A 16,368-nucleotide genomic window follows, 5' to 3' on the forward strand; every position below is an offset into this window, starting at 1 on the left:
ATGAAAACGAAGCAAGAAGTTGAAGAGCTTGAAAAGATAATCGGGCAACTAAGTGGTTTGCATTTAGAAATTTCTCAATTGGCAAAGAAATCTCCCAACGACGGCCTCAACGTGTTCAAGTTGAAGCTTGTCAATAAAGTTTTGGAGGGATCAAATAATATCTTGATTGGGCGATACAGGCCATTCGAGGATTTCGATCAGTTCGACGAATCTGCACTTCCAACAAATAGTGACGTGACGATGATCCTGGCACTGTATTTAGAGCAAGTAGAGAGATTTCGTTCCGACAATGTTGTCTTTCATGCGCATCAGTGGGTTTATCTTGTTGATGAATCGCCCAGCAACATCAAGGCCCTTGGACCCACAAGGGTGGGAGGAGAAAAGAAGTGAGATCCGAGGACGAGTTCCCGTACGTCACTACTGATGCAAATGTGGCGATCTATGAGGCGAGCACTCCCATCTTCGAGGGGATACTAAGCGAGGTTCGGGAACTCTCAAAAAAGAAACCCGAGGCCTCTATGAGTGCCAGTAAGGTGAAACTGGTGAATCGCGTGCTTGCCGATCTTCTGATCTTTCTTAAAGACGAGCCAGCCGGAAAATACCTCGAGGAGCTGGATGAGGATGCATTGCCCCAAATGAGCGATGCGGTACTGAACATGGTGCAATTCGAGAAAGCGCTGGAGTCATATCACTCAAAATATCACCAGTATTTCAGTGATCTTGGCGGCAGCTACTGGCTCACGAAGGAGCTAAAGGAGGATTGGACGGAGACTGATGACGGCCCGGAAGAATGACGGCCAGTCGGATGATCTTTGTCGCCGCAAGCTGAACGGGAGCCCATTTGAAGTCGTCCAGTTGCATTCCTGCCCTACAGCAAATTCAGCTGGCTCCCTGCATCGTTGCTACCCTGGGTAAACTTGATCTGCGTGGCCGGCTTCTCGACGATCACAAGCGCGTCGTCCGGTGCAGTGCGCTGTAGCTGCTTCGCCTCTGGCCAGGGCGCCGTAAGCCACTTCTCCGTCTCCTCTTGCGTCCTCAGGATGACCGGCATTGCCTTCTCGTGGATCGGCTTGATGAGGGCGTTAGGCTCGGTCGTCAGGAACCCATAGACCTCATGGTCGCCCGGACCATCCTTCACCTTGCGCACCCCGTACCAAGGGGTCCAGAGGCCGGCAAAGAAGAACAGCGGACGATCCTCACTCAGGGCAAACCAGTAGTTCCGCTGAATGCCGGTCTCGGGGTCCTTGTCATCCGGCTTGGGGCTTGGCTCCGCGAAGCTGGTCACCGGCACAACGCAACGATGCTCGACCCCGAGATACTGCTGCCAGTGAAAGTAGTTGGTCTTGCGAACGTTGGTTGTGCCATAGTCGGCCTTGCCTTTCACTCGCTCCGGCGGTGACGGCATTCCCCACAGGAGATTGCCAAGCTCGCGCGCCCCGTCCAGCGCGTTTCGGACCACCGGGCCGGGCCTGTTCGGGTAAATGTCAATGGACGGCTCAAGATTGCCCAAGATGTCCCGCAAGGTGCCGGTCCATTGGCGGATGGCCTCTTGCGAAGTGGTGAGGTTGTAGAGGTTGCACATCGTTTTAATGTTCCCAACAGACACTGAGTTTCAACCAGTTTCTCTCATCGCCAGTTGCCCCGGTCCAGTTGCCCCTTGAAATAGTTCTTTAAGTGGCTCTTAGTTGAGGTTGGTGGGTTTGGATGTTGGGTTATGCGTTCGGTTGTGAAGTTTCTCGCTGTCGCGTCAGTTATTGTCGCCACATCAAGTTCAGCTAAGGCTCTGGAATACAAGCCGGTATCGTCGCCGGGCGAGCTTCCGTTTCTCATCGTCTCCGGTGAATTTGGGGTCAACGAACCTCTGAATGAGTTTAGCCGCGCTGTCACAAGCAGTGGGGCTAGGGTGGTCGTATTCGACTCGCCGGGGGGCAGTATCGGAAGTGCAATGCAGCTTGGACGTATGATCCGCGCAGCCGGCCTTGATACGCTTCAAGTCCGACAGTTGCAGTGCGCGTCGGCTTGCTCGTTAGCTTACATGGGTGGCGTTCGCCGTGTTGCCGATCCGGGCTCTATTGGTGTTCATCGCTCATCCTTCGCCCCAGAGAACGGGATGTCCACCGACGAGGCTGTGGCCAACGTTCAAGCCGTAACTGCCGATATCATGTCCTACATGTCCGAGATGGGCGTGGACCCCAAGTTGATGGCCGTAGCATTGAGTTACGACAGGTCTGATATGCGATATCTCTCCGCCAGTGAGATGGCTGAACTGCGGGTAACCAACATTTCCACCACGCCGCCGTCCATTGACACGTCGCGTGTGTCGCCAACGCCCAGTCCGGCCCCGGCTGAAGCCAGCGCAGACGAGCGGCAGCTAGAGAACGCGGCGGTAGCATTTATCAAAGGGCTCATCGAGCACCATGGCGACAACGCAGATTTGGCGATAGCTCAGGTTCAAAATTCGTATGCTGGCATCGTCGACTATTACGGAAAGCCAACGGACCTAAGCTCGATCATCGCCGACAAGAGAAGCTATTTCCAACGATGGCCGGAACGGGGATACAATCTCCACGACGAGAGCGTCATAGTCACCTGTGCCAATGAGCGATGCATGGTGTCGGGCACTTACGACTGGGTCGTCCGCAGCCTGCCAAGGCACAAGCAGGCAAAAGGTGTGGCGCGCTTCAGTTACACGATTGCGATTGGGCAGAACCCCAAAATCATCGCTGAGACCAGCAAAGTCATGCGCTGAAAGTTCCGTCAGATTAGTGCCTTCTCAAGCGCCCGTCTCGCAACCTCAAGCCGCGCCTCGTCGCCCCCATAGTCCTCACCAACGCTGCCCGATGAGTGACCCAGAACAATGTCTTGGTCGGACTTGGTGACGCCCGACATCACCCGAACGCCTTCTCAAGCACTTCCTTCTGTTTCCCGTCCATCACGTGCGCATAGTGCTTCAACAGCACCGCAACCTGTGTGTGCCCGGTCAAAGACATCACCGTCCTGAGGTCGGCGCCCGACGCCACCAGACGGGACGCAAACGCCTTCCTGAGGTCGTATGGACGGACGTCACTGAGCCCCGCCGCCTCGAACATCTTGGCGGCGAACTTCTTGATGGTCGTTAAGTGCCCCGTCTTCGCTGCCTTGTAGCCCCGCTGCCGCGTCCCCTTCGCTCCATCTGACGGAAACACGAACGGGCTGTCTCCGCGCTCTTCGATCATACGCTTGAGCAGCGCCACCGCCTCGGCCCGCAGCGTCACGCGATGGGTCCGCCGTTGCTTCACTGTTTGAGCCGGCTTCGTCCACACACCGGCGTCGAGGTCGACGTCAGTCCATCGCATGGCGAATGCTTCCTGCGGTCGGCTCCCGGTCAACCACAACAGCCGCATGGCGTCCGCATTTTGCCCGGGATTGGCATCAAGCACCTTCAACAGGCCGTCAATCTCAGAGTCAGCTAACAGCCGCTCCCGGTGTCGAGCTTCCGCCTTGGCGCTGCCCATGACTGGATTGTCTGCCCGATAGCGTCCCCGCAATGCCGCTGTAAACACGCTCGATAGGCCGGCCCTGACATGGTTGTGTAGAGCCGGTCGACGGGCGAGCTTCGTGAGAATGCGATCGATATCCGTAGCCGTCACGTCCCTCAGAAACCGAGTTCCGATTGTTGGCTCGACGTGGTCACGCATCTGTTGCTTGAAATCGCGCACGTAGCGCGCCGCCCTCCCCTTCGCTTCCATTGTCTCGACCACTTCCTTGATCAGGTCGGACACGGTAACGCCAGATCGCTTTCGCTCCCGCTGCTTCTCTGCCGGGTCGGAGCCCGCAGCAAGCTCTCCGAAGCGTTGCCTCGCGATTGCCCTAGCGTCATCAAGGTCAATTTGCTCGACGGGTCCGATGTTCATCTTCCGGTCGCGACCGTTCCTGCCGCCGAAGGTGTCGTCCTTCCAGCGCATCGCGAAGGTCGGTCTCCTCCCAGGCCGAAGGCGAATGCCAAACGCAAGAACCTCGGTGTCCCAAATCCATGTCTCTGTGGTAGTCTCCTTAGGCAAATCTCGTTCTATGAGCCGCTTTGTGATCTTCACGCGCATGTATCGCCTCTCTGCCCTGAGGACCTAGCCGGGGACGCCGTGGGGACGTGCGATGCCGCCACCGTACGCCTTGTGTTCCTGTATTTCTGAGTCCGTCATGGGGACGTGTAATTGCGCCGGGTCCACTCCGCAAGCCTTATTTCTCTAAGGCGTATCCCCTGTAGCGTAAGGTATTTACCTGCCAGACATGGGCGACTTCGGCCACAGCTTCCTAATCTGTAGGTCACAGGTTCGATTCCTGTCGGGATCACCATTCAGTCACTGCCATTTTGGCGGCGTTGAACGGCCCCGGAATTGGGCGGACATTTCCGCTTGTTAGCGATAAGGATACCCTGACTGTTGGCGGAGCGCTGGCCAAAAGTCTCCGTTCTGTTCGATTTCCTAGCAGGCGTCTCTGCATGGCAATTTACGTGCCCGACTGTTTTGCCAAGCCAATTTCCGCCTGCCGCACTCTACTTTATTGCAAGACGTTCAAATTTGAGCTTCCGCGCTCATGCTTTGTCGAGAGTATCTCCTGTAGTCATTTAGACCTTCTGCGCCGCAAGGATCCGCCGTTCAGGATGGCCGTCGGCGACGATGACGAAGAAATAGGAGAACGCAATGACTCGCAGTCACGTTGAACGTCTTGATGAGTTCAGGGAGATCCTGGTCGCGACTCGACGCGAAGGAGTCCGTAACGTGCACCATACTCGCGACGCAATGCGGGCAAGTGGCTTTCAGATCGGGGACAGCGACGGCTCCAGCTACGGAGCCGAGTTGAAGGCGCTCCAAGAGGAAATTGAGGCAGTCGATCGCGCCATCGAAGACGAGAAGCGGCTGGCCTTGGCCATCGAGAGCGCCGCTCAATCCCGACGACCGACCAAACCGAGAATCGTGAAAGGGGCATAGATTCAGATACGGCTCTTGGCGCCCGTCGATCGCCTGCGGCGCCCAGCCGATCAGGACAGTGCCGGCCGGGTGCGTGCATCGATACGCGCGTGTCGCTCAGGGACGAACGCGGATGACTGTCTTCCCCGAGCGTCGCTCGGTCGGGTTGAAGGCGGAAACGGCATCGTCGAAGATCGAGATGGTGCCGATATTAGTCCGCAGTCGTCCGTCCCGCACCCGCTGGACGATCTCACTCAGTTGAGCACGATCGGACTCGACAACGAAATCGACGGCCAGGCCATTGGCGGGCCGCGCCTCGGTCGGCCCGACGATAGACACCAGTGTTCCTTCGGCTCGAATCAGGCCTGCTGACCGCTTCTGGATGTCGCCGCCGATTACATCGAACACCAGGTCGACGCCGCCGACGTCTTCCAGGGCGTCCTTCTCGAGGTCGACGAACTCGTTCGCGCCGAAGTCGAGCGCCTTCTGACGGTCGGCAGCGCGTCCGGTGCCAATGACGTAGGCGCCGGCCTCCCGTGCGAGTTGTGTCACCATCGATCCGACTGCGCCGGCCGCACCGTGCGCAAGGACGCTCCGCCCAGCCCGAAGGCGGCCATGGTCGAACAGACCCTGCCACGCAGTCAGGCCTGAGATCGGCAAACTAGCGCCTACCGCAAAGTCGACGTCGCCCGGCAGCGGCGCGAGGTTACGCGCCTCGACGGCCGCATACTCCGCTAGAGTGCCGTCGCGATACCAATCGGTGAGGCCGAACACCCGCTGGCCCACCGACAGTCCCGTCGTGCCGTAGCCGAGGGCGGTAATAATTCCGGCCAGCTCGTGCCCGGGGACCGATGGCGTTCGGTCACGGCCAACCCGATCAATCCAGGTCGAGGGCCATGTCAGTTCAGTCGGGACGAATCCCGACGCATGAACCTGAACGACGACGTCGTTTATAGCCGCCTGTGGCTCGGGGCGTTCCACTAGCTTCATCCCGGCCGTTCCCGCAGCCTGGTCTGTCACAACGATTGCCTTCATCGGAATTGTCTCCTCCGTCATTTGTCACGTGGCGATGGCCGGTAGATATGTCCGGCTCTGGTCATGAAACAGGACCAAGATTGTCGGGAATGATGGTGCCGTTGCGCCATGGCCACTATGTGTATCCATGCTGACCGCACCGCTAGGACGCCGCTGGCCAACGAAAACGTATGAGGGTTCACTAAAAAGTTCGGAACATCAAATGGACAGGAACAGAACCAAAGCGGTTACATCAGACCTTCGAAAGCAAGCAGCAAGACTTTAGTCCGATAGAGAAAAAGCCCACCACTGAGGTGCCAGCAGCGGGCTTTTAAGCGGCTACATCGACCGCCTTGCAAGTACAACTCGAATGGGCGGCTATGGCTCCCGGTGGTTCCGTTACGGTCCGAGTTGGGTCGCCAACTCAACGAAAGCCGGCCGCAATCTAGCTGGCAACCAGCGGAACGGTGACGGTCGTAGCGTAATTAATCGGATACTGGTCGAAATACGGGAAGGCGATGACGAAGGCATAGCTGGCGGTCAGATGCGCCATCTTGAACCCGCCGCTGGCAGGGTCGATCGCGATCGTCACAACGACGTTCTGCAGACCCAGGTTCGCCAATTTCTCCGTAGCGATGGCCTGGATGTCGCTCTGCGAAAGCGTGTTGTTCAGTTGCAGCGCACGAGAAGAGGTCTCCAGCGTATAGCGGACGGTCGACACGGCGTTCATGGCCCAGCCGAAGGCGAAGATTCCGAACAAAAGCATCACCAGGATCGGCGCGATCAAGGCGAATTCCAGCCCTGCTCCGCCGGAGCAGTCACGGCGCCATCTGGACCAGATCCTTTCAGCGGACACGGATCACCTGCTGATGACTGATCGCGCGCGGGTCCGGGAAGACGCCGAAGTTGAACGGGGGCACCCAGGTGCCCGTCGCCGTTATCTGGACGAAGATGGTCGGCAGCTTCTTTCCGCCGCAGATGGTGGTCTCATCCACGACAGTGGTGCCGCACAAATAGGACCGGACCAGCACGACCGCGGCGTCATCGGGCTTGTTGTTCCAGCTCGAAAGCGCCATCGCCTGCGTTCCCGTGTCATAGGACGCGCCGGCCATCACGAGATTGGCCGCGGTTTTGACGCTGGCGCGCATCTGCAGGTAACTCGTCACGTAGGACCAGCCGTCGGCGATGCCGAAGCAGACCAAGCACAGGACGGGCAGCAACATGGCAAATTCCACGGCAGCTATACCGGATTTGTCCCGGACAATGCGCAAGGTCCGCCCACCCATCGCGCTACTCGACGAGCTGAACGGACTGCGTCGCCGGAATGTCGCCCATCCCGAGGCTGGTGCAGTCTTGCTTGATGGTCGTGCTGCCGGACCACTGGATGGTGTCGGCGACGACCTGAGTGCAGCCGCCGCTGCCCGAGAAGTTGCCAAGGTAGTTGACCTGCTGTCTGGGAAAATAGATGGCGCCGGTCAAAAGCGAGTCCGCGGTGCCATTGAAGGTGCTCTGCGCCGCGTTCCCCGTCCTGTCGCCGTAGAACAGCACGCCGGAATAGGTTCCGGATGTCGGCGCGCTCAGCGTCACCTTGGCGTTGCCGTTCATGCTGACGGTGTTGCTGCCCGCCATGAAGATGGTTACCCCGCTGCCCGCGACGACTGCGTTGGCGTTGACCTTCATAGCGCCCTGCACGACGTAGACGCCGGGCTGCAGGGTGACGTTGCCGCTGAGGCTCATGCCGCTGCAGTAGGTGCCAGGCTGGAGTGTTTGCGACGTCTTGTTGCCGTTGACATTCTTGCACGGGTTGCCGGCCGCGGGCGTCGCCAGGCTGGAGAAAGGATCGGATGCCGGCAAGGCTTTGGTGATGTTGGACTTGCAGACCGTGGTTGCTGGAACGTTCAGCACCATGCCGCCGACCGTGATCAGACAGTCGGCCTTTATCGTCGCCGATCCCTGGGTCTTGATGGCGTCCGAGGCAATCGAGTCCGACATGACCGAGCAGCCGGTGAGGTTGACGGTGGTGTTGCCGGAAAAGAGCGCAGCCTGGGCGGCCGACGTGCTGAGCGCCAGCACGCAGGCTTTTGAGGCGTCGGTGATGAGCGCCACGGCCCTCGCCTGTTCCGGAACCGGTGCGCTGTTGAAGATCGCCGTGAAATAGCGATCGAGGTTCTGCTTGACGATGACCTCCACCGCCTTCTTCGCGGTGTTTGGGCCGGACAATGGCGGCGTGTTGACCTGGATCGTGCCCGGCGTGACAAAATTGTTCGAGGTCGCCGACTGCGTGGCGGCCGCGATAATGGTCGGGTTGTCGGAACCCGCGACTTTCTCGAGCGCACCGGCATAGGCCGCGGCATCGGCGACGGCCTGCAGCTTAAGGCTGCTGTAGTACCAGAAGGACGTCTCCACACCGAGGCCGGCGCCGCCGACCACGATCGGCAAGGTGAAGGCAAAGGTGACGGCAACGTTACCGCTCGCGGCGCGTGTTAGGCGGCCGAAAACAAACCACATCCATGTGAACGCATTGAATGCCATATGTTATTAGAAACCACGAATAGATAAACGAATGTCTAAAAACTCCATTCCGATTCGACGTAGTCCGACGGGCCAGGCGCAATTGTTGCGATCGCGCCTCATGCCGCCGCTTGACCGTCGGAGGTATCGCCCCAGAAACGATGAATGCGAAACATCGTTTTCATGAAGAGGTCATACGCCGCTATCGCGAACTTTGTTGTCGACCAAAATGACATTTTACCCGTCAGAGACGAAGCTATCGAGAAGACAGGGGGATGGTTTCAAGACGCAAAATTGTTCAAATGTGCGGCGAGGCCGGAACGACAATCACGGGTACACTGAAGGGGCGCCTGACAGGAATGGATTTTGATTGGCAAAGCATCAACGCTTCAGCTTCGTTTGCCGAGCGCGACTACGTGACGAACAAGCTGTCGACGTGGATGCCCATTCTTGAACCTCTAAGGGACACGCCGCTTTCGATTCTGGAAATTGGCTCCATGGAAGGTCGCTCCGCGCTCTTCTTTGCCAGCTATTTGCGAAAGGCCGTCATCACCTGCGTCGATCCCTTCCACAAACGGGGGAAACGGTTCGACAGGAATTTGAAGCGCTACGCCGATCGGGTGACGAAGATTCGCGACTTCTCGCTGCCGGCGCTGATCAGACTACGCCAGGCAGGGGCGGAATTCGACCTGGTCTATATCGATGGCTGTCATGAGCGCGAAAGCGTCATGATGGATAGCGTCCTGGCATGGGGGATGCTCAAGCTTGGCGGCATGCTCATTTGGGACGACTACACCGACTATAAGGACGACAAGGCAAATTGGGAGCGTCCCACGTCCGCCGTCGATGGCTTCCTGGTCGCCTACTCGCAAGAGTTTCAAGAGATCTCGCGCACCAAACAGCTCATCGTAAAGAAGACCGCCGATACCCCACGGTGCCCGGTAAGGGGAAAGATCGGCTCCCGCCGCCTCAGGGCCTTTGTGCAATCCATCCAGGGCTGGCTTTGAGAGCCACGGCGACGGGACGCGCCTCGGACAGACGTTCCATCCGAAACCAGCCATTCCGCGGCAATCAGCTCGTGAGGCGCCCACGAAACAACGTGCAGCCATCGGTCAGGCGCGACCTGGAGATATCCCGAAATCCAGCCTCGCTCATCCACGCCCGATACTGACCTTCGGTGTACGATTCGCCTGCGCGATAGAGGTTCAGGAAGGTGAGATTGAGAAACACGCCCTCACGCGGGCCGAGGCGGTCGTCATCGACGACGCCCCACCCTGCAATTGCGATCTCGCCGCCTTGTGTGAGGCAACGCGCCGCGTTCAGGATCGAACTGCGCGCCTGGTCCGGCGGCAGGACCTGGACGACGGCCTTCAGGATCGCCAGATCGTGCCGGCCGATCGATGGCGCGACCGTTATGTCGCCTTCTTCGACAGCCACGTCGCCGGCGCCGTATTCCGACAGGATGGCTGGCGCGACCGCTGCGACCGTTGGCAGTTCCATCAGCGTCGCCGCGATGTGCGGCCACCGCTCGCGAAGTCCGACGAGAATGGTCCCGGCGCCGCCGCCAATGTCGATCACCGAACCGATCGCCGAGAGGTCCAACTCGCGGGCCAGATTTCGGCCGAAAATCACCCCGCCCGGTGCGAGCATGCGGCTGAAGGCCGCCGCGGACTCAGGCCCCGCTTCGGAAAAGTCGTGCAGCGCAGCCGGTCGGTTCTGTCGCAACGACTCCGCGGTCAAAACGTCGGCTCCCCAGAGCTCGCGCAGCAGCGCATGGTCGCCGCCGCGATAGGTCGGCTTGGACGCGTCGAGGAATTCCGACGCTTCGGCTCCGTTGCGAAATTGACCATCCTCGACTTCGAGGAGAGCGATGCTGGCGAGCGCGTAGAGGAGCCGCGACAGACGATCGGGCTCGACCTTGAGCGCCGCCCCAAGGCTGTCGGCAGTCATCGCGTTGCCACCGAGCCGGGTGAAAATGCCAAGGTCCAGCCCAGCGCGAAGCGCCAAGGCGGGGGGCACCCCTGCGATCAGCTTGTCGATCCGCTCAAAATCCACCATGTCATATCCCGTTCCGCGATCCGGGACCGACTTTGAAACAGCTCGGCTAACCTCGTCAAATCAGTTGACCAGCGCTCGCCCGCTCGGCGTCGAGCAGGTTCAGCTTGGCGGTGTCGGGTTCGACGTAAAGCACATCGCCCGGACGCGCGCTGATCCTTTCGCGAAACACGGCGACCGCCGGCACGCCGGCCATTGTCAGATGGACCTGGGTTGGCCGCGGGACAATTCCTCGATGCGGCGCTTTTCAAAGCCGCTGAGACCGACGACATCAAGGACCGCGCCGACGCGGCCGGGGATACCGGCCTTTTTGACGTGCCGTTGCCGATCGAGCTTTGCTTGCCTCGAGCGCTACGCAGGCAAAGCCAGCAATGCCAGTCCGGCCAGTGCTGAGCCGGCTAATGTCGGCAGCATACCGATCTTCAGTTTCAGCATGGCGACCATCGCGGCTGCCGAAAGCAGTGCGGCACGCCAGTCCAGCGACGACAGCACCGGCACCTCCATCCCGAGGCCGACGCGGTGCACCGCGCCGAAGACGACATGCAGCGCAAACCACAGCGCAAGGTTCATCACCACGCCGACGACAGCCGCCGTGATCGCGCTCAGTGCCGCCGACAGAGCCTTGTTGCCGCGCAGCGCCTCGATGTAGGGCGCCCCGAGAAATATCCAGAAGAAGCAGGGCACGAACGTCACCCAGAGCGTCAGCAGTGCGCCGAGCGATCCAGCGACGAGCGGAATCATCGCGCCGGCATGCCGGTAGGCGGCGATGAAGCCGACGAATTGCAGCACGAGGATCAGCGGTCCCGGCGTCGTCTCGGCAAGGCCAAGGCCGTCGACCATTTCACCGGGCGCCAGCCAGCCGAATGACGTCACGGCCGCCTGCGCGACATAGGAGAGCGCTGCATAGGCGCCGCCGAAGGTGACCACCGCCATCAGGCTGAAGAAGCCGCCGAGCTGTGTCCACACACTGGCTGGGCCGGTCAGCGCCAGGATCAGCACGACCGGTCCGAGCCAGATCGGCAGCCAGATCGCGATGGTGCGCGGCGCGTGCCATTTCGTCGGCCTGGTATGGGTAAGTTCGCCGCGCTCGAACATCAGGTCGACCGCGCCTCTGACATCAGGCAAATTGTCCTTGCCGTGTGCGGCTCCGGAAAACCAGGCCGGCGCCAGGCGATTGCCGATCCAGCCGGTCAGCCCTGCAAACAGGATGATGAGCGGGAACGGCAGCCTGACGACATAGATAGCAAGGAAGGCGATCACCGCGATCGCCACCATCACCCGGTTCTTGAGCGCCCGTTTGCCGATGCGGATGACCGCCTCGACGACGACGGCCAGCACCGCTGCCTTGATGCCGAAGAACAGCGCCTCGATGACAGGGGCATCATTGTAGAGCACGTAGAAGATGCTGAGACCCAGCATGACCAGGGCGCCGGGCAGCACGAACAGGATGCCGGCAACGAGGCCGCCGGCGGTCCGGTGCAGCAGCCAGCCGATATAAATCGCCAGCTGCTGCGCCTCGGGTCCGGGCAACAGCATGCAATAATTGAGCGCATGCAAAAAACGCTGCTCGCCGATCCAGCGCCGCTCCTCGACCAGTTCCTTGTGCATCAGCGCGATCTGTCCGGCCGGCCCGCCGAAGGAGAGCAGACCGATCTTCGCCCACAGTTTTGTGGCTTGCCCGAAGGTGGGCGCTGGGGGCGCCTCGACACCATGAGCCTTTTCGCCGGCGGCAACGGCGCTCATGTTTTGCCCCCGCTCGGCCAGTTGTGGGTTTCGTCGGTGGCGTCGCGGCACCACCTGAAAAACGCGTCATAGAGCAGCATGCCGGCCTCGAGCTGTTCGAGATCGTCGCGGAACATGCGCGACAGGCCGAGCGATGCCGCCAGGAACCCTGCCGCCTGCGGTATGAGATCAAGGCGCGCCGTGTCGGCTGCACGCACGATCAAAGCAAGACGGTCGAGCGCCTCGGAGCGCAGCCCGAATTCCTCGATCATGGTGTCGAAGGTGCAGCGTTCGCCGCGATGGCTCCAGAACACATCGTCGATGTCGAAGGGGATCGCCGCGAAACGATCACCGGCAGCCAGCACTTCGGCCGGTTCGACGAACAGAAACACCGCTGAAGGATCAATGAAGCGGCGGATCAGCCATGGGCAGGCGATGCGGTCGACCTTGGGGCGGGCGCGCGTCACCCAGACCGTGCGGCCCTTGTCGTCGCGGCGCGGCATCTTGTCGGTCTTGATCACAAGACCCTTGGCCGCCAACCAGGCCTCGAAGCCGCCTTCCAGGGATTCGGCAGCGATGCCCTCATGGCGCAGCCAGGCAGCGACGCCTTGCGAGAGTTTTTGCCCCCTTTGACAGATGACGACGACGTGGCGTCCGGCGAACTCGGCCGCCCAGGTGGAAACGGTCTTGAAGTCGCGCCGTGATGAGGCCGGAAGCAAGCGCGGATCGGCGTCATAATCCTCGTCGATGCGGACATCGACAAGAACAGGCGCGTCCGGCAGGCCGACGAGGCGGGAGAGCTGCGCTACGGTGATTGCGGTTGTTGACGGCATGGCGTCCACCTCCAGAGTGAGAGTTTGGACGCGATCATTGGGCTGACGCCTCACGGGGTCGTCGCGAAGGGAACCCCTTATCACTATGCTGGAATGATCCTTCGTGCTTGTCAATCCATAACCCGGCTGTTCGTTTCGACGTCTTCAGCGCGGCGAAATTTGCCAAACCGCCACGCCAGCAAGAATGAGGCCGGCGAAACCTTCGATGCTTCTGGATACTATGTTGAACAAGCGTGGCCGGCTGTCGAAAAAATGCACCAGCCGTTCCCGAAACAGGATCGACAACACCGCCACACAGGACAAGGTCAGCGCCACGCCGGCCATCATGGTGATCGCAAACAGTATACCGGCAAGCGGAACGCTTCTGGATATCGCGAAGGTCATCACGAACAGGGTCAGCGGGCATGGAATCAGACCGGCCATGAACCCAACGGCTTCGCCCTCATGCTTGTGATGGTGGCCGTGGCTCAATGCGCGCCACAACATCCAGACGCCGATCAGGCCAAGCAACCCACGGCTGACGTCTTCCAGCAGCGGCGCTCGGCCAACGCTTCCCAAGGCAATCGATACCAGCGGTAACGAGAATGCCGCGATTAGCACTGCGATCGTCACATGCGTGAAGGAGAGCGTCAGTGACACCAGAAGGCCGCGTGAAACCTTCGCGTCCGAACCGGCCAGATACGTGGCCAGGACGGCCTTGCTATGTCCTGGCGTCAGGGCATGCGCCGCACCGAAAAGCACGCCCATCGGCAGAAAGGCAAGGAACGCAAGCCAGCCACCGCCAGCCGAGAGCAGCTTTATCTGATCGGCGAGCGCCAGGTAAATCGTGCGCTGGAATTCGACAAGCGTCTGGAGCATCAGCCTGGACCGGCAGAAGCGGGTGGTTTTCTGCGCACGTCAGTGTTGGTGGTCGCGGTGTTCGCCATGATTGTGGACGTGAGGATGTGGATGCTCGTGCGCGCCATGTTCGCTCGAAAACCGGATGTTGGCAGTCGCGAGCGCAGGCATGTGTTCGAACAGTTCAGTCTCCAGCGCTGCCGTGATCTTGTTTGCTTCTGCGAGCGGCAACGTTTCGTCCACAGCGATGGCGATGTCGGCGTGCAACTTGTGGCCAATCCAGCGGGCCTTGGCATCGACGATGTGAGCACCTGGCACATGCTCGCCAGCATGATGAATTTCGGCCATCACACCCGGCTCGACGCCGTCGAGCATACGGGTGAGCACCGAGCGCGCGGACTGCCAGACGATAGCAAAAATGGCGACCGTGATGAGGAGCCCGATAATCGGGTCGGCCAGCGGAAATTCGAGCCAGACGCCGATAGCGCCAATGACCACGGCAAGGCTGGTGAGCCCGTCGGTACGGGCATGGTAGCCGTCAGCGACGAGCGCCGCACTGTTGATTTCCCTGCCGATGCGGATGCGAAACACCGCGACGGCCTCATTGCCGAGGAAACCAACGATACCCGCCGCCGTCAGCCAGCCAAGATGCGTCACTGCCTGCGGATGGATCAGGCGCTCGATAGCCTGGTATCCCGCGACGATGGCGCTGAACAGAATGATCAGGACGATGACGATACCGGCGAGGTCTTCGACCCGACCCAGTCCATAGGTGAAGGTTGATGACGGCTTGCGCCTCGCCAGCATAAAGGCGACCCACAAGGGGATGGCAGTGGTTGCGTCTCCAACATTGTGAATGGTGTCGGCAAGAAGCGCCACGCTGCCCGAGAGAACCACTACGGCCATTTGCATCGCTGCCGTGACCGCCAGGATGACAAACGACCATTTTATGGCCCAGATGCCCCGATCGGTCGTCGCGATGGTTGCATCGATGACGCCGTGTGTATGACCATGCGGGCCGTGGTGGTCGTGATCGTGGCCGGCACGACCGTGCGAACCGAAGCCGAACCAGTCGAGGGTGCGCCTGCCGAGACCGCTCATAGATACTTGGCCAACTGCTTGAGTTCCGTCAGCGAGTCGTGCGCTCCGCTCTCGGCGGTGTCGGTCAGGCAATGTTCGATATGATCGTGGATCAGTTCTCGCTTGGCGCTGCTTATGGCGCTTTCCACGGCATGGAGTTGCTGTGCGAGGTCAACACAGGAACGATGAGCTTCGAACATGGAGAGCACTGCCGCAAGGTGGCCTTGCGCGCGCTTTAGACGCTTCACGATAGCGGGATGCGACCGGTGCGTGTTGTCTGTCATGCCAGTCGACTATCCCCCCCGGGAGGATGAGTCAATCTGCAGTCTGTGATGGCGAGTTGATCTCGGGGACAGCCCTATTGCGCCGTCCAGCCGCCATCCATCGGCAAGGTCGTGCCGGTGATCTGCCTGGCCGCGTCAGAGCACAGGAAAAGCGTCAGCGCGGCAAGCTCCTCGACGGTTACGAATTCCTTGGTTGGCTGCGCCGCGAGGAGCACGTCGTGCTTGACCTGCTCCTCGGTCATGCCGCGCGCCTTCATCGTGTCGGGGATCTGCTTTTCGACCAGCGGTGTCCAGACATAGCCAGGCGCGATGGCGTTGACGGTGATGCCGTCCTGCGCGACTTCGAGCGCCACCGTCTTGGTCAGGCCGGCGATGCCGTGTTTGGCCGAGACATAAGCCGACTTGAACGGTGAGGCGACCAGCGCATGCGCCGACGCGGTGTTGATGATGCGCCCCCATTTGCGCGCCTTCATGCCCGGCACCACAGCCTTGATCGCATAGAAGGCAGCCAGCAGATTGATGCGGATGATGGCTTCCCACTTGTCGTCGGGGAATTCCTCGATCGGCGCGACATGCTGTATCCCGGCATTATTGACCAGAATGTCGAGGCTGCCGAAGGCAGCTTCGGCCTCGTGCACCATGGCGGTCACCGCGGCGCCGTCCATCATGTTGGCGCCGGAATAGCGGCACTTGACGCCGAAATCCTTCTCGATGCCGGCGCGCTCCTGCTCGATCACGGCGGCATCGCCGAGTCCGTTGATGGTGACGTTGGCGCCTTCGGCGGCAAAGGCGCGGGCAATGGCCAGGCCGATGCCGCTGGTCGAGCCCGTGACGAGCGCATTCTTCGAAGACAGGGAACCCATGGTGATCTCGCGACTGGTGGGAAGGAGCTTTGACGCAGATGGTTTGTGCATCGCAACATAACAATGGCATGACCATATGTCATTGCGATTACAATGTTGTGATCCTTCACGCGCGCCTTGCACTGGCATCGAAGTGACACGACATGGCAATGTCATGCTGCCGTGCAACATAGTCGTCCTGCACGTCCCGCACAGATCATTCCTGAATCAGAGGGTGAGCAAT

The 16,368-nt window shown here is 60.2% G+C and carries 19 protein-coding genes; 5 read left to right on the forward strand and 14 right to left on the reverse strand.

Going from position 1 to position 16,368, the window contains the following annotated elements:
• Both AC04SH_RS20420 and AC04SH_RS20425 read left to right on the forward strand, forming a co-directional pair.
• Entirely contained in the window at window positions 1-390 is a 390-nt protein-coding gene (locus tag AC04SH_RS20420) for a hypothetical protein (RefSeq protein ID WP_488576394.1), read from the forward strand.
• Entirely contained in the window at window positions 387-794 is a 408-nt protein-coding gene (locus AC04SH_RS20425; protein WP_488576395.1) for a hypothetical protein, read from the forward strand. The genes AC04SH_RS20420 and AC04SH_RS20425 overlap by 4 nt, the downstream gene beginning before the upstream one ends.
• A gap of 74 nt (window positions 795-868) precedes the next feature.
• On the opposite strand, the gene AC04SH_RS20430 is transcribed toward AC04SH_RS20425, so the two are convergent.
• Complete coding sequence (locus AC04SH_RS20430; protein WP_488576396.1) at window positions 869-1,582, reverse strand: SOS response-associated peptidase; 714 nt, start codon at window positions 1,580-1,582, stop codon at window positions 869-871.
• Between the two features lie 132 nt (window positions 1,583-1,714).
• Between AC04SH_RS20430 and AC04SH_RS20435 the strand changes: the two genes are divergently transcribed.
• Entirely contained in the window at window positions 1,715-2,749 is a 1,035-nt protein-coding gene (locus AC04SH_RS20435) for a COG3904 family protein (RefSeq protein WP_488576397.1), read from the forward strand.
• Between the two features lie 139 nt (window positions 2,750-2,888).
• Here the strand turns inward: AC04SH_RS20435 and AC04SH_RS20440 are convergent, their stop codons facing one another.
• Complete coding sequence (locus AC04SH_RS20440; protein ID WP_488576398.1) at window positions 2,889-4,079, reverse strand: tyrosine-type recombinase/integrase; 1,191 nt, start codon at window positions 4,077-4,079, stop codon at window positions 2,889-2,891.
• A 600-nt stretch (window positions 4,080-4,679) separates the two neighbouring features.
• On the opposite strand from AC04SH_RS20440, the gene AC04SH_RS20445 reads away from it, so the two are divergent.
• On the forward strand, window positions 4,680-4,967 hold the full coding sequence (locus AC04SH_RS20445) for a hypothetical protein (protein WP_477235925.1): 288 nt from the start codon (window positions 4,680-4,682) through the stop codon (window positions 4,965-4,967).
• A 96-nt stretch (window positions 4,968-5,063) separates the two neighbouring features.
• Here AC04SH_RS20445 and AC04SH_RS20450 read toward each other — a convergent pair whose 3' ends face one another.
• The 4 genes from AC04SH_RS20450 to AC04SH_RS20465 all read right to left on the reverse strand — a co-directional run bounded on the left by AC04SH_RS20450 (window position 5,064) and on the right by AC04SH_RS20465 (window position 8,468).
• Window positions 5,064-5,981, reverse strand: coding sequence for an NADP-dependent oxidoreductase (locus AC04SH_RS20450; RefSeq protein ID WP_488576399.1), 918 nt, complete (start codon window positions 5,979-5,981; stop codon window positions 5,064-5,066).
• 424 nt (window positions 5,982-6,405) lie between these two features.
• Window positions 6,406-6,747, reverse strand: a complete 342-nt coding sequence (locus tag AC04SH_RS20455; protein WP_246501830.1) for a TadE/TadG family type IV pilus assembly protein — start codon at window positions 6,745-6,747, stop codon at window positions 6,406-6,408.
• Window positions 6,748-6,805: 58 nt separating this feature from the next.
• Complete coding sequence (locus AC04SH_RS20460) at window positions 6,806-7,246, reverse strand: TadE/TadG family type IV pilus assembly protein (RefSeq protein WP_488576400.1); 441 nt, start codon at window positions 7,244-7,246, stop codon at window positions 6,806-6,808.
• A gap of 4 nt (window positions 7,247-7,250) precedes the next feature.
• The gene (locus tag AC04SH_RS20465; RefSeq protein WP_488576401.1) at window positions 7,251-8,468 is read right to left on the reverse strand and encodes a pilus assembly protein TadG-related protein; all 1,218 of its coding nucleotides are present in this window, start codon (window positions 8,466-8,468) and stop codon (window positions 7,251-7,253) included.
• A 278-nt stretch (window positions 8,469-8,746) separates the two neighbouring features.
• Between AC04SH_RS20465 and AC04SH_RS20470 the strand changes: the two genes are divergently transcribed.
• Window positions 8,747-9,478, forward strand: a complete 732-nt coding sequence (locus tag AC04SH_RS20470; RefSeq protein WP_477235917.1) for a class I SAM-dependent methyltransferase — start codon at window positions 8,747-8,749, stop codon at window positions 9,476-9,478.
• 64 nt (window positions 9,479-9,542) lie between these two features.
• Here AC04SH_RS20470 and AC04SH_RS20475 read toward each other — a convergent pair whose 3' ends face one another.
• The 8 genes from AC04SH_RS20475 to AC04SH_RS20510 form a co-directional block, all read right to left on the reverse strand.
• A complete protein-coding gene (locus AC04SH_RS20475) occupies window positions 9,543-10,529 on the reverse strand; it encodes a methyltransferase (protein WP_488576402.1) in 987 nt (328 codons plus the stop codon).
• A 55-nt stretch (window positions 10,530-10,584) separates the two neighbouring features.
• Window positions 10,585-10,722 (reverse strand): hypothetical protein, encoded by a 138-nt coding sequence (locus AC04SH_RS20480; protein ID WP_488576403.1) that lies wholly within the window; start codon window positions 10,720-10,722, stop codon window positions 10,585-10,587.
• 155 nt (window positions 10,723-10,877) lie between these two features.
• Window positions 10,878-12,269: a chromate efflux transporter gene (gene chrA / locus AC04SH_RS20485; protein ID WP_488576404.1), complete on the reverse strand. Its 1,392-nt coding sequence runs from the start codon at window positions 12,267-12,269 to the stop codon at window positions 10,878-10,880.
• Entirely contained in the window at window positions 12,266-13,081 is an 816-nt protein-coding gene (locus tag AC04SH_RS20490) for a chromate resistance protein ChrB domain-containing protein (RefSeq protein ID WP_488576405.1), read from the reverse strand. The genes chrA and AC04SH_RS20490 overlap by 4 nt, the downstream gene beginning before the upstream one ends.
• A gap of 144 nt (window positions 13,082-13,225) precedes the next feature.
• Entirely contained in the window at window positions 13,226-13,939 is a 714-nt protein-coding gene (locus AC04SH_RS20495; protein WP_488576406.1) for a HoxN/HupN/NixA family nickel/cobalt transporter, read from the reverse strand.
• Window positions 13,940-13,978: 39 nt separating this feature from the next.
• Window positions 13,979-15,019, reverse strand: coding sequence for a cation diffusion facilitator family transporter (locus tag AC04SH_RS20500; protein WP_488576407.1), 1,041 nt, complete (start codon window positions 15,017-15,019; stop codon window positions 13,979-13,981).
• Complete coding sequence (locus tag AC04SH_RS20505) at window positions 15,016-15,282, reverse strand: metal-sensing transcriptional repressor (RefSeq protein WP_477235903.1); 267 nt, start codon at window positions 15,280-15,282, stop codon at window positions 15,016-15,018. Before AC04SH_RS20505 ends, AC04SH_RS20500 begins: the two co-directional genes overlap by 4 nt.
• 74 nt (window positions 15,283-15,356) lie before the next feature.
• The gene (locus tag AC04SH_RS20510) at window positions 15,357-16,145 is read right to left on the reverse strand and encodes a 3-hydroxybutyrate dehydrogenase (protein ID WP_488576408.1); all 789 of its coding nucleotides are present in this window, start codon (window positions 16,143-16,145) and stop codon (window positions 15,357-15,359) included.
• Window positions 16,146-16,368: the final 223 nt, after the last annotated feature.

The organism is Mesorhizobium sp. CNPSo 4688 (assembly GCF_057784295.1).

Excerpts from the sequence above, each read along its gene's own strand:
- AC04SH_RS20435 (WP_488576397.1), top strand. The coding sequence starts at position 1,715 with ATGCGTTCGGTTGTGAAGTTTCTCGCTGTCGCGTCAGTTATTGTCGCC.
- AC04SH_RS20430 (WP_488576396.1), bottom strand. The coding sequence starts at position 1,582 with ATGTGCAACCTCTACAACCTCACCACTTCGCAAGAGGCCATCCGCCAA.
- AC04SH_RS20465 (WP_488576401.1), bottom strand. The coding sequence starts at position 8,468 with ATGTGGTTTGTTTTCGGCCGCCTAACACGCGCCGCGAGCGGTAACGTT.
- AC04SH_RS20510 (WP_488576408.1), bottom strand. The coding sequence starts at position 16,145 with ATGGGTTCCCTGTCTTCGAAGAATGCGCTCGTCACGGGCTCGACCAGC.
- AC04SH_RS20445 (WP_477235925.1), top strand. The coding sequence starts at position 4,680 with ATGACTCGCAGTCACGTTGAACGTCTTGATGAGTTCAGGGAGATCCTG.
- AC04SH_RS20490 (WP_488576405.1), bottom strand. The coding sequence starts at position 13,081 with ATGCCGTCAACAACCGCAATCACCGTAGCGCAGCTCTCCCGCCTCGTC.
- AC04SH_RS20480 (WP_488576403.1), bottom strand. The coding sequence starts at position 10,722 with ATGGCCGGCGTGCCGGCGGTCGCCGTGTTTCGCGAAAGGATCAGCGCG.
- AC04SH_RS20420 (WP_488576394.1), top strand. The coding sequence starts at position 1 with ATGAAAACGAAGCAAGAAGTTGAAGAGCTTGAAAAGATAATCGGGCAA.
- AC04SH_RS20495 (WP_488576406.1), bottom strand. The coding sequence starts at position 13,939 with ATGCTCCAGACGCTTGTCGAATTCCAGCGCACGATTTACCTGGCGCTC.
- AC04SH_RS20450 (WP_488576399.1), bottom strand. The coding sequence starts at position 5,981 with ATGAAGGCAATCGTTGTGACAGACCAGGCTGCGGGAACGGCCGGGATG.
- AC04SH_RS20475 (WP_488576402.1), bottom strand. The coding sequence starts at position 10,529 with ATGGTGGATTTTGAGCGGATCGACAAGCTGATCGCAGGGGTGCCCCCC.
- chrA (WP_488576404.1), bottom strand. The coding sequence starts at position 12,269 with ATGAGCGCCGTTGCCGCCGGCGAAAAGGCTCATGGTGTCGAGGCGCCC.
- AC04SH_RS20505 (WP_477235903.1), bottom strand. The coding sequence starts at position 15,282 with ATGACAGACAACACGCACCGGTCGCATCCCGCTATCGTGAAGCGTCTA.
- AC04SH_RS20440 (WP_488576398.1), bottom strand. The coding sequence starts at position 4,079 with ATGCGCGTGAAGATCACAAAGCGGCTCATAGAACGAGATTTGCCTAAG.
- AC04SH_RS20460 (WP_488576400.1), bottom strand. The coding sequence starts at position 7,246 with ATGGGTGGGCGGACCTTGCGCATTGTCCGGGACAAATCCGGTATAGCT.
- AC04SH_RS20500 (WP_488576407.1), bottom strand. The coding sequence starts at position 15,019 with ATGAGCGGTCTCGGCAGGCGCACCCTCGACTGGTTCGGCTTCGGTTCG.
- AC04SH_RS20470 (WP_477235917.1), top strand. The coding sequence starts at position 8,747 with ATGGTTTCAAGACGCAAAATTGTTCAAATGTGCGGCGAGGCCGGAACG.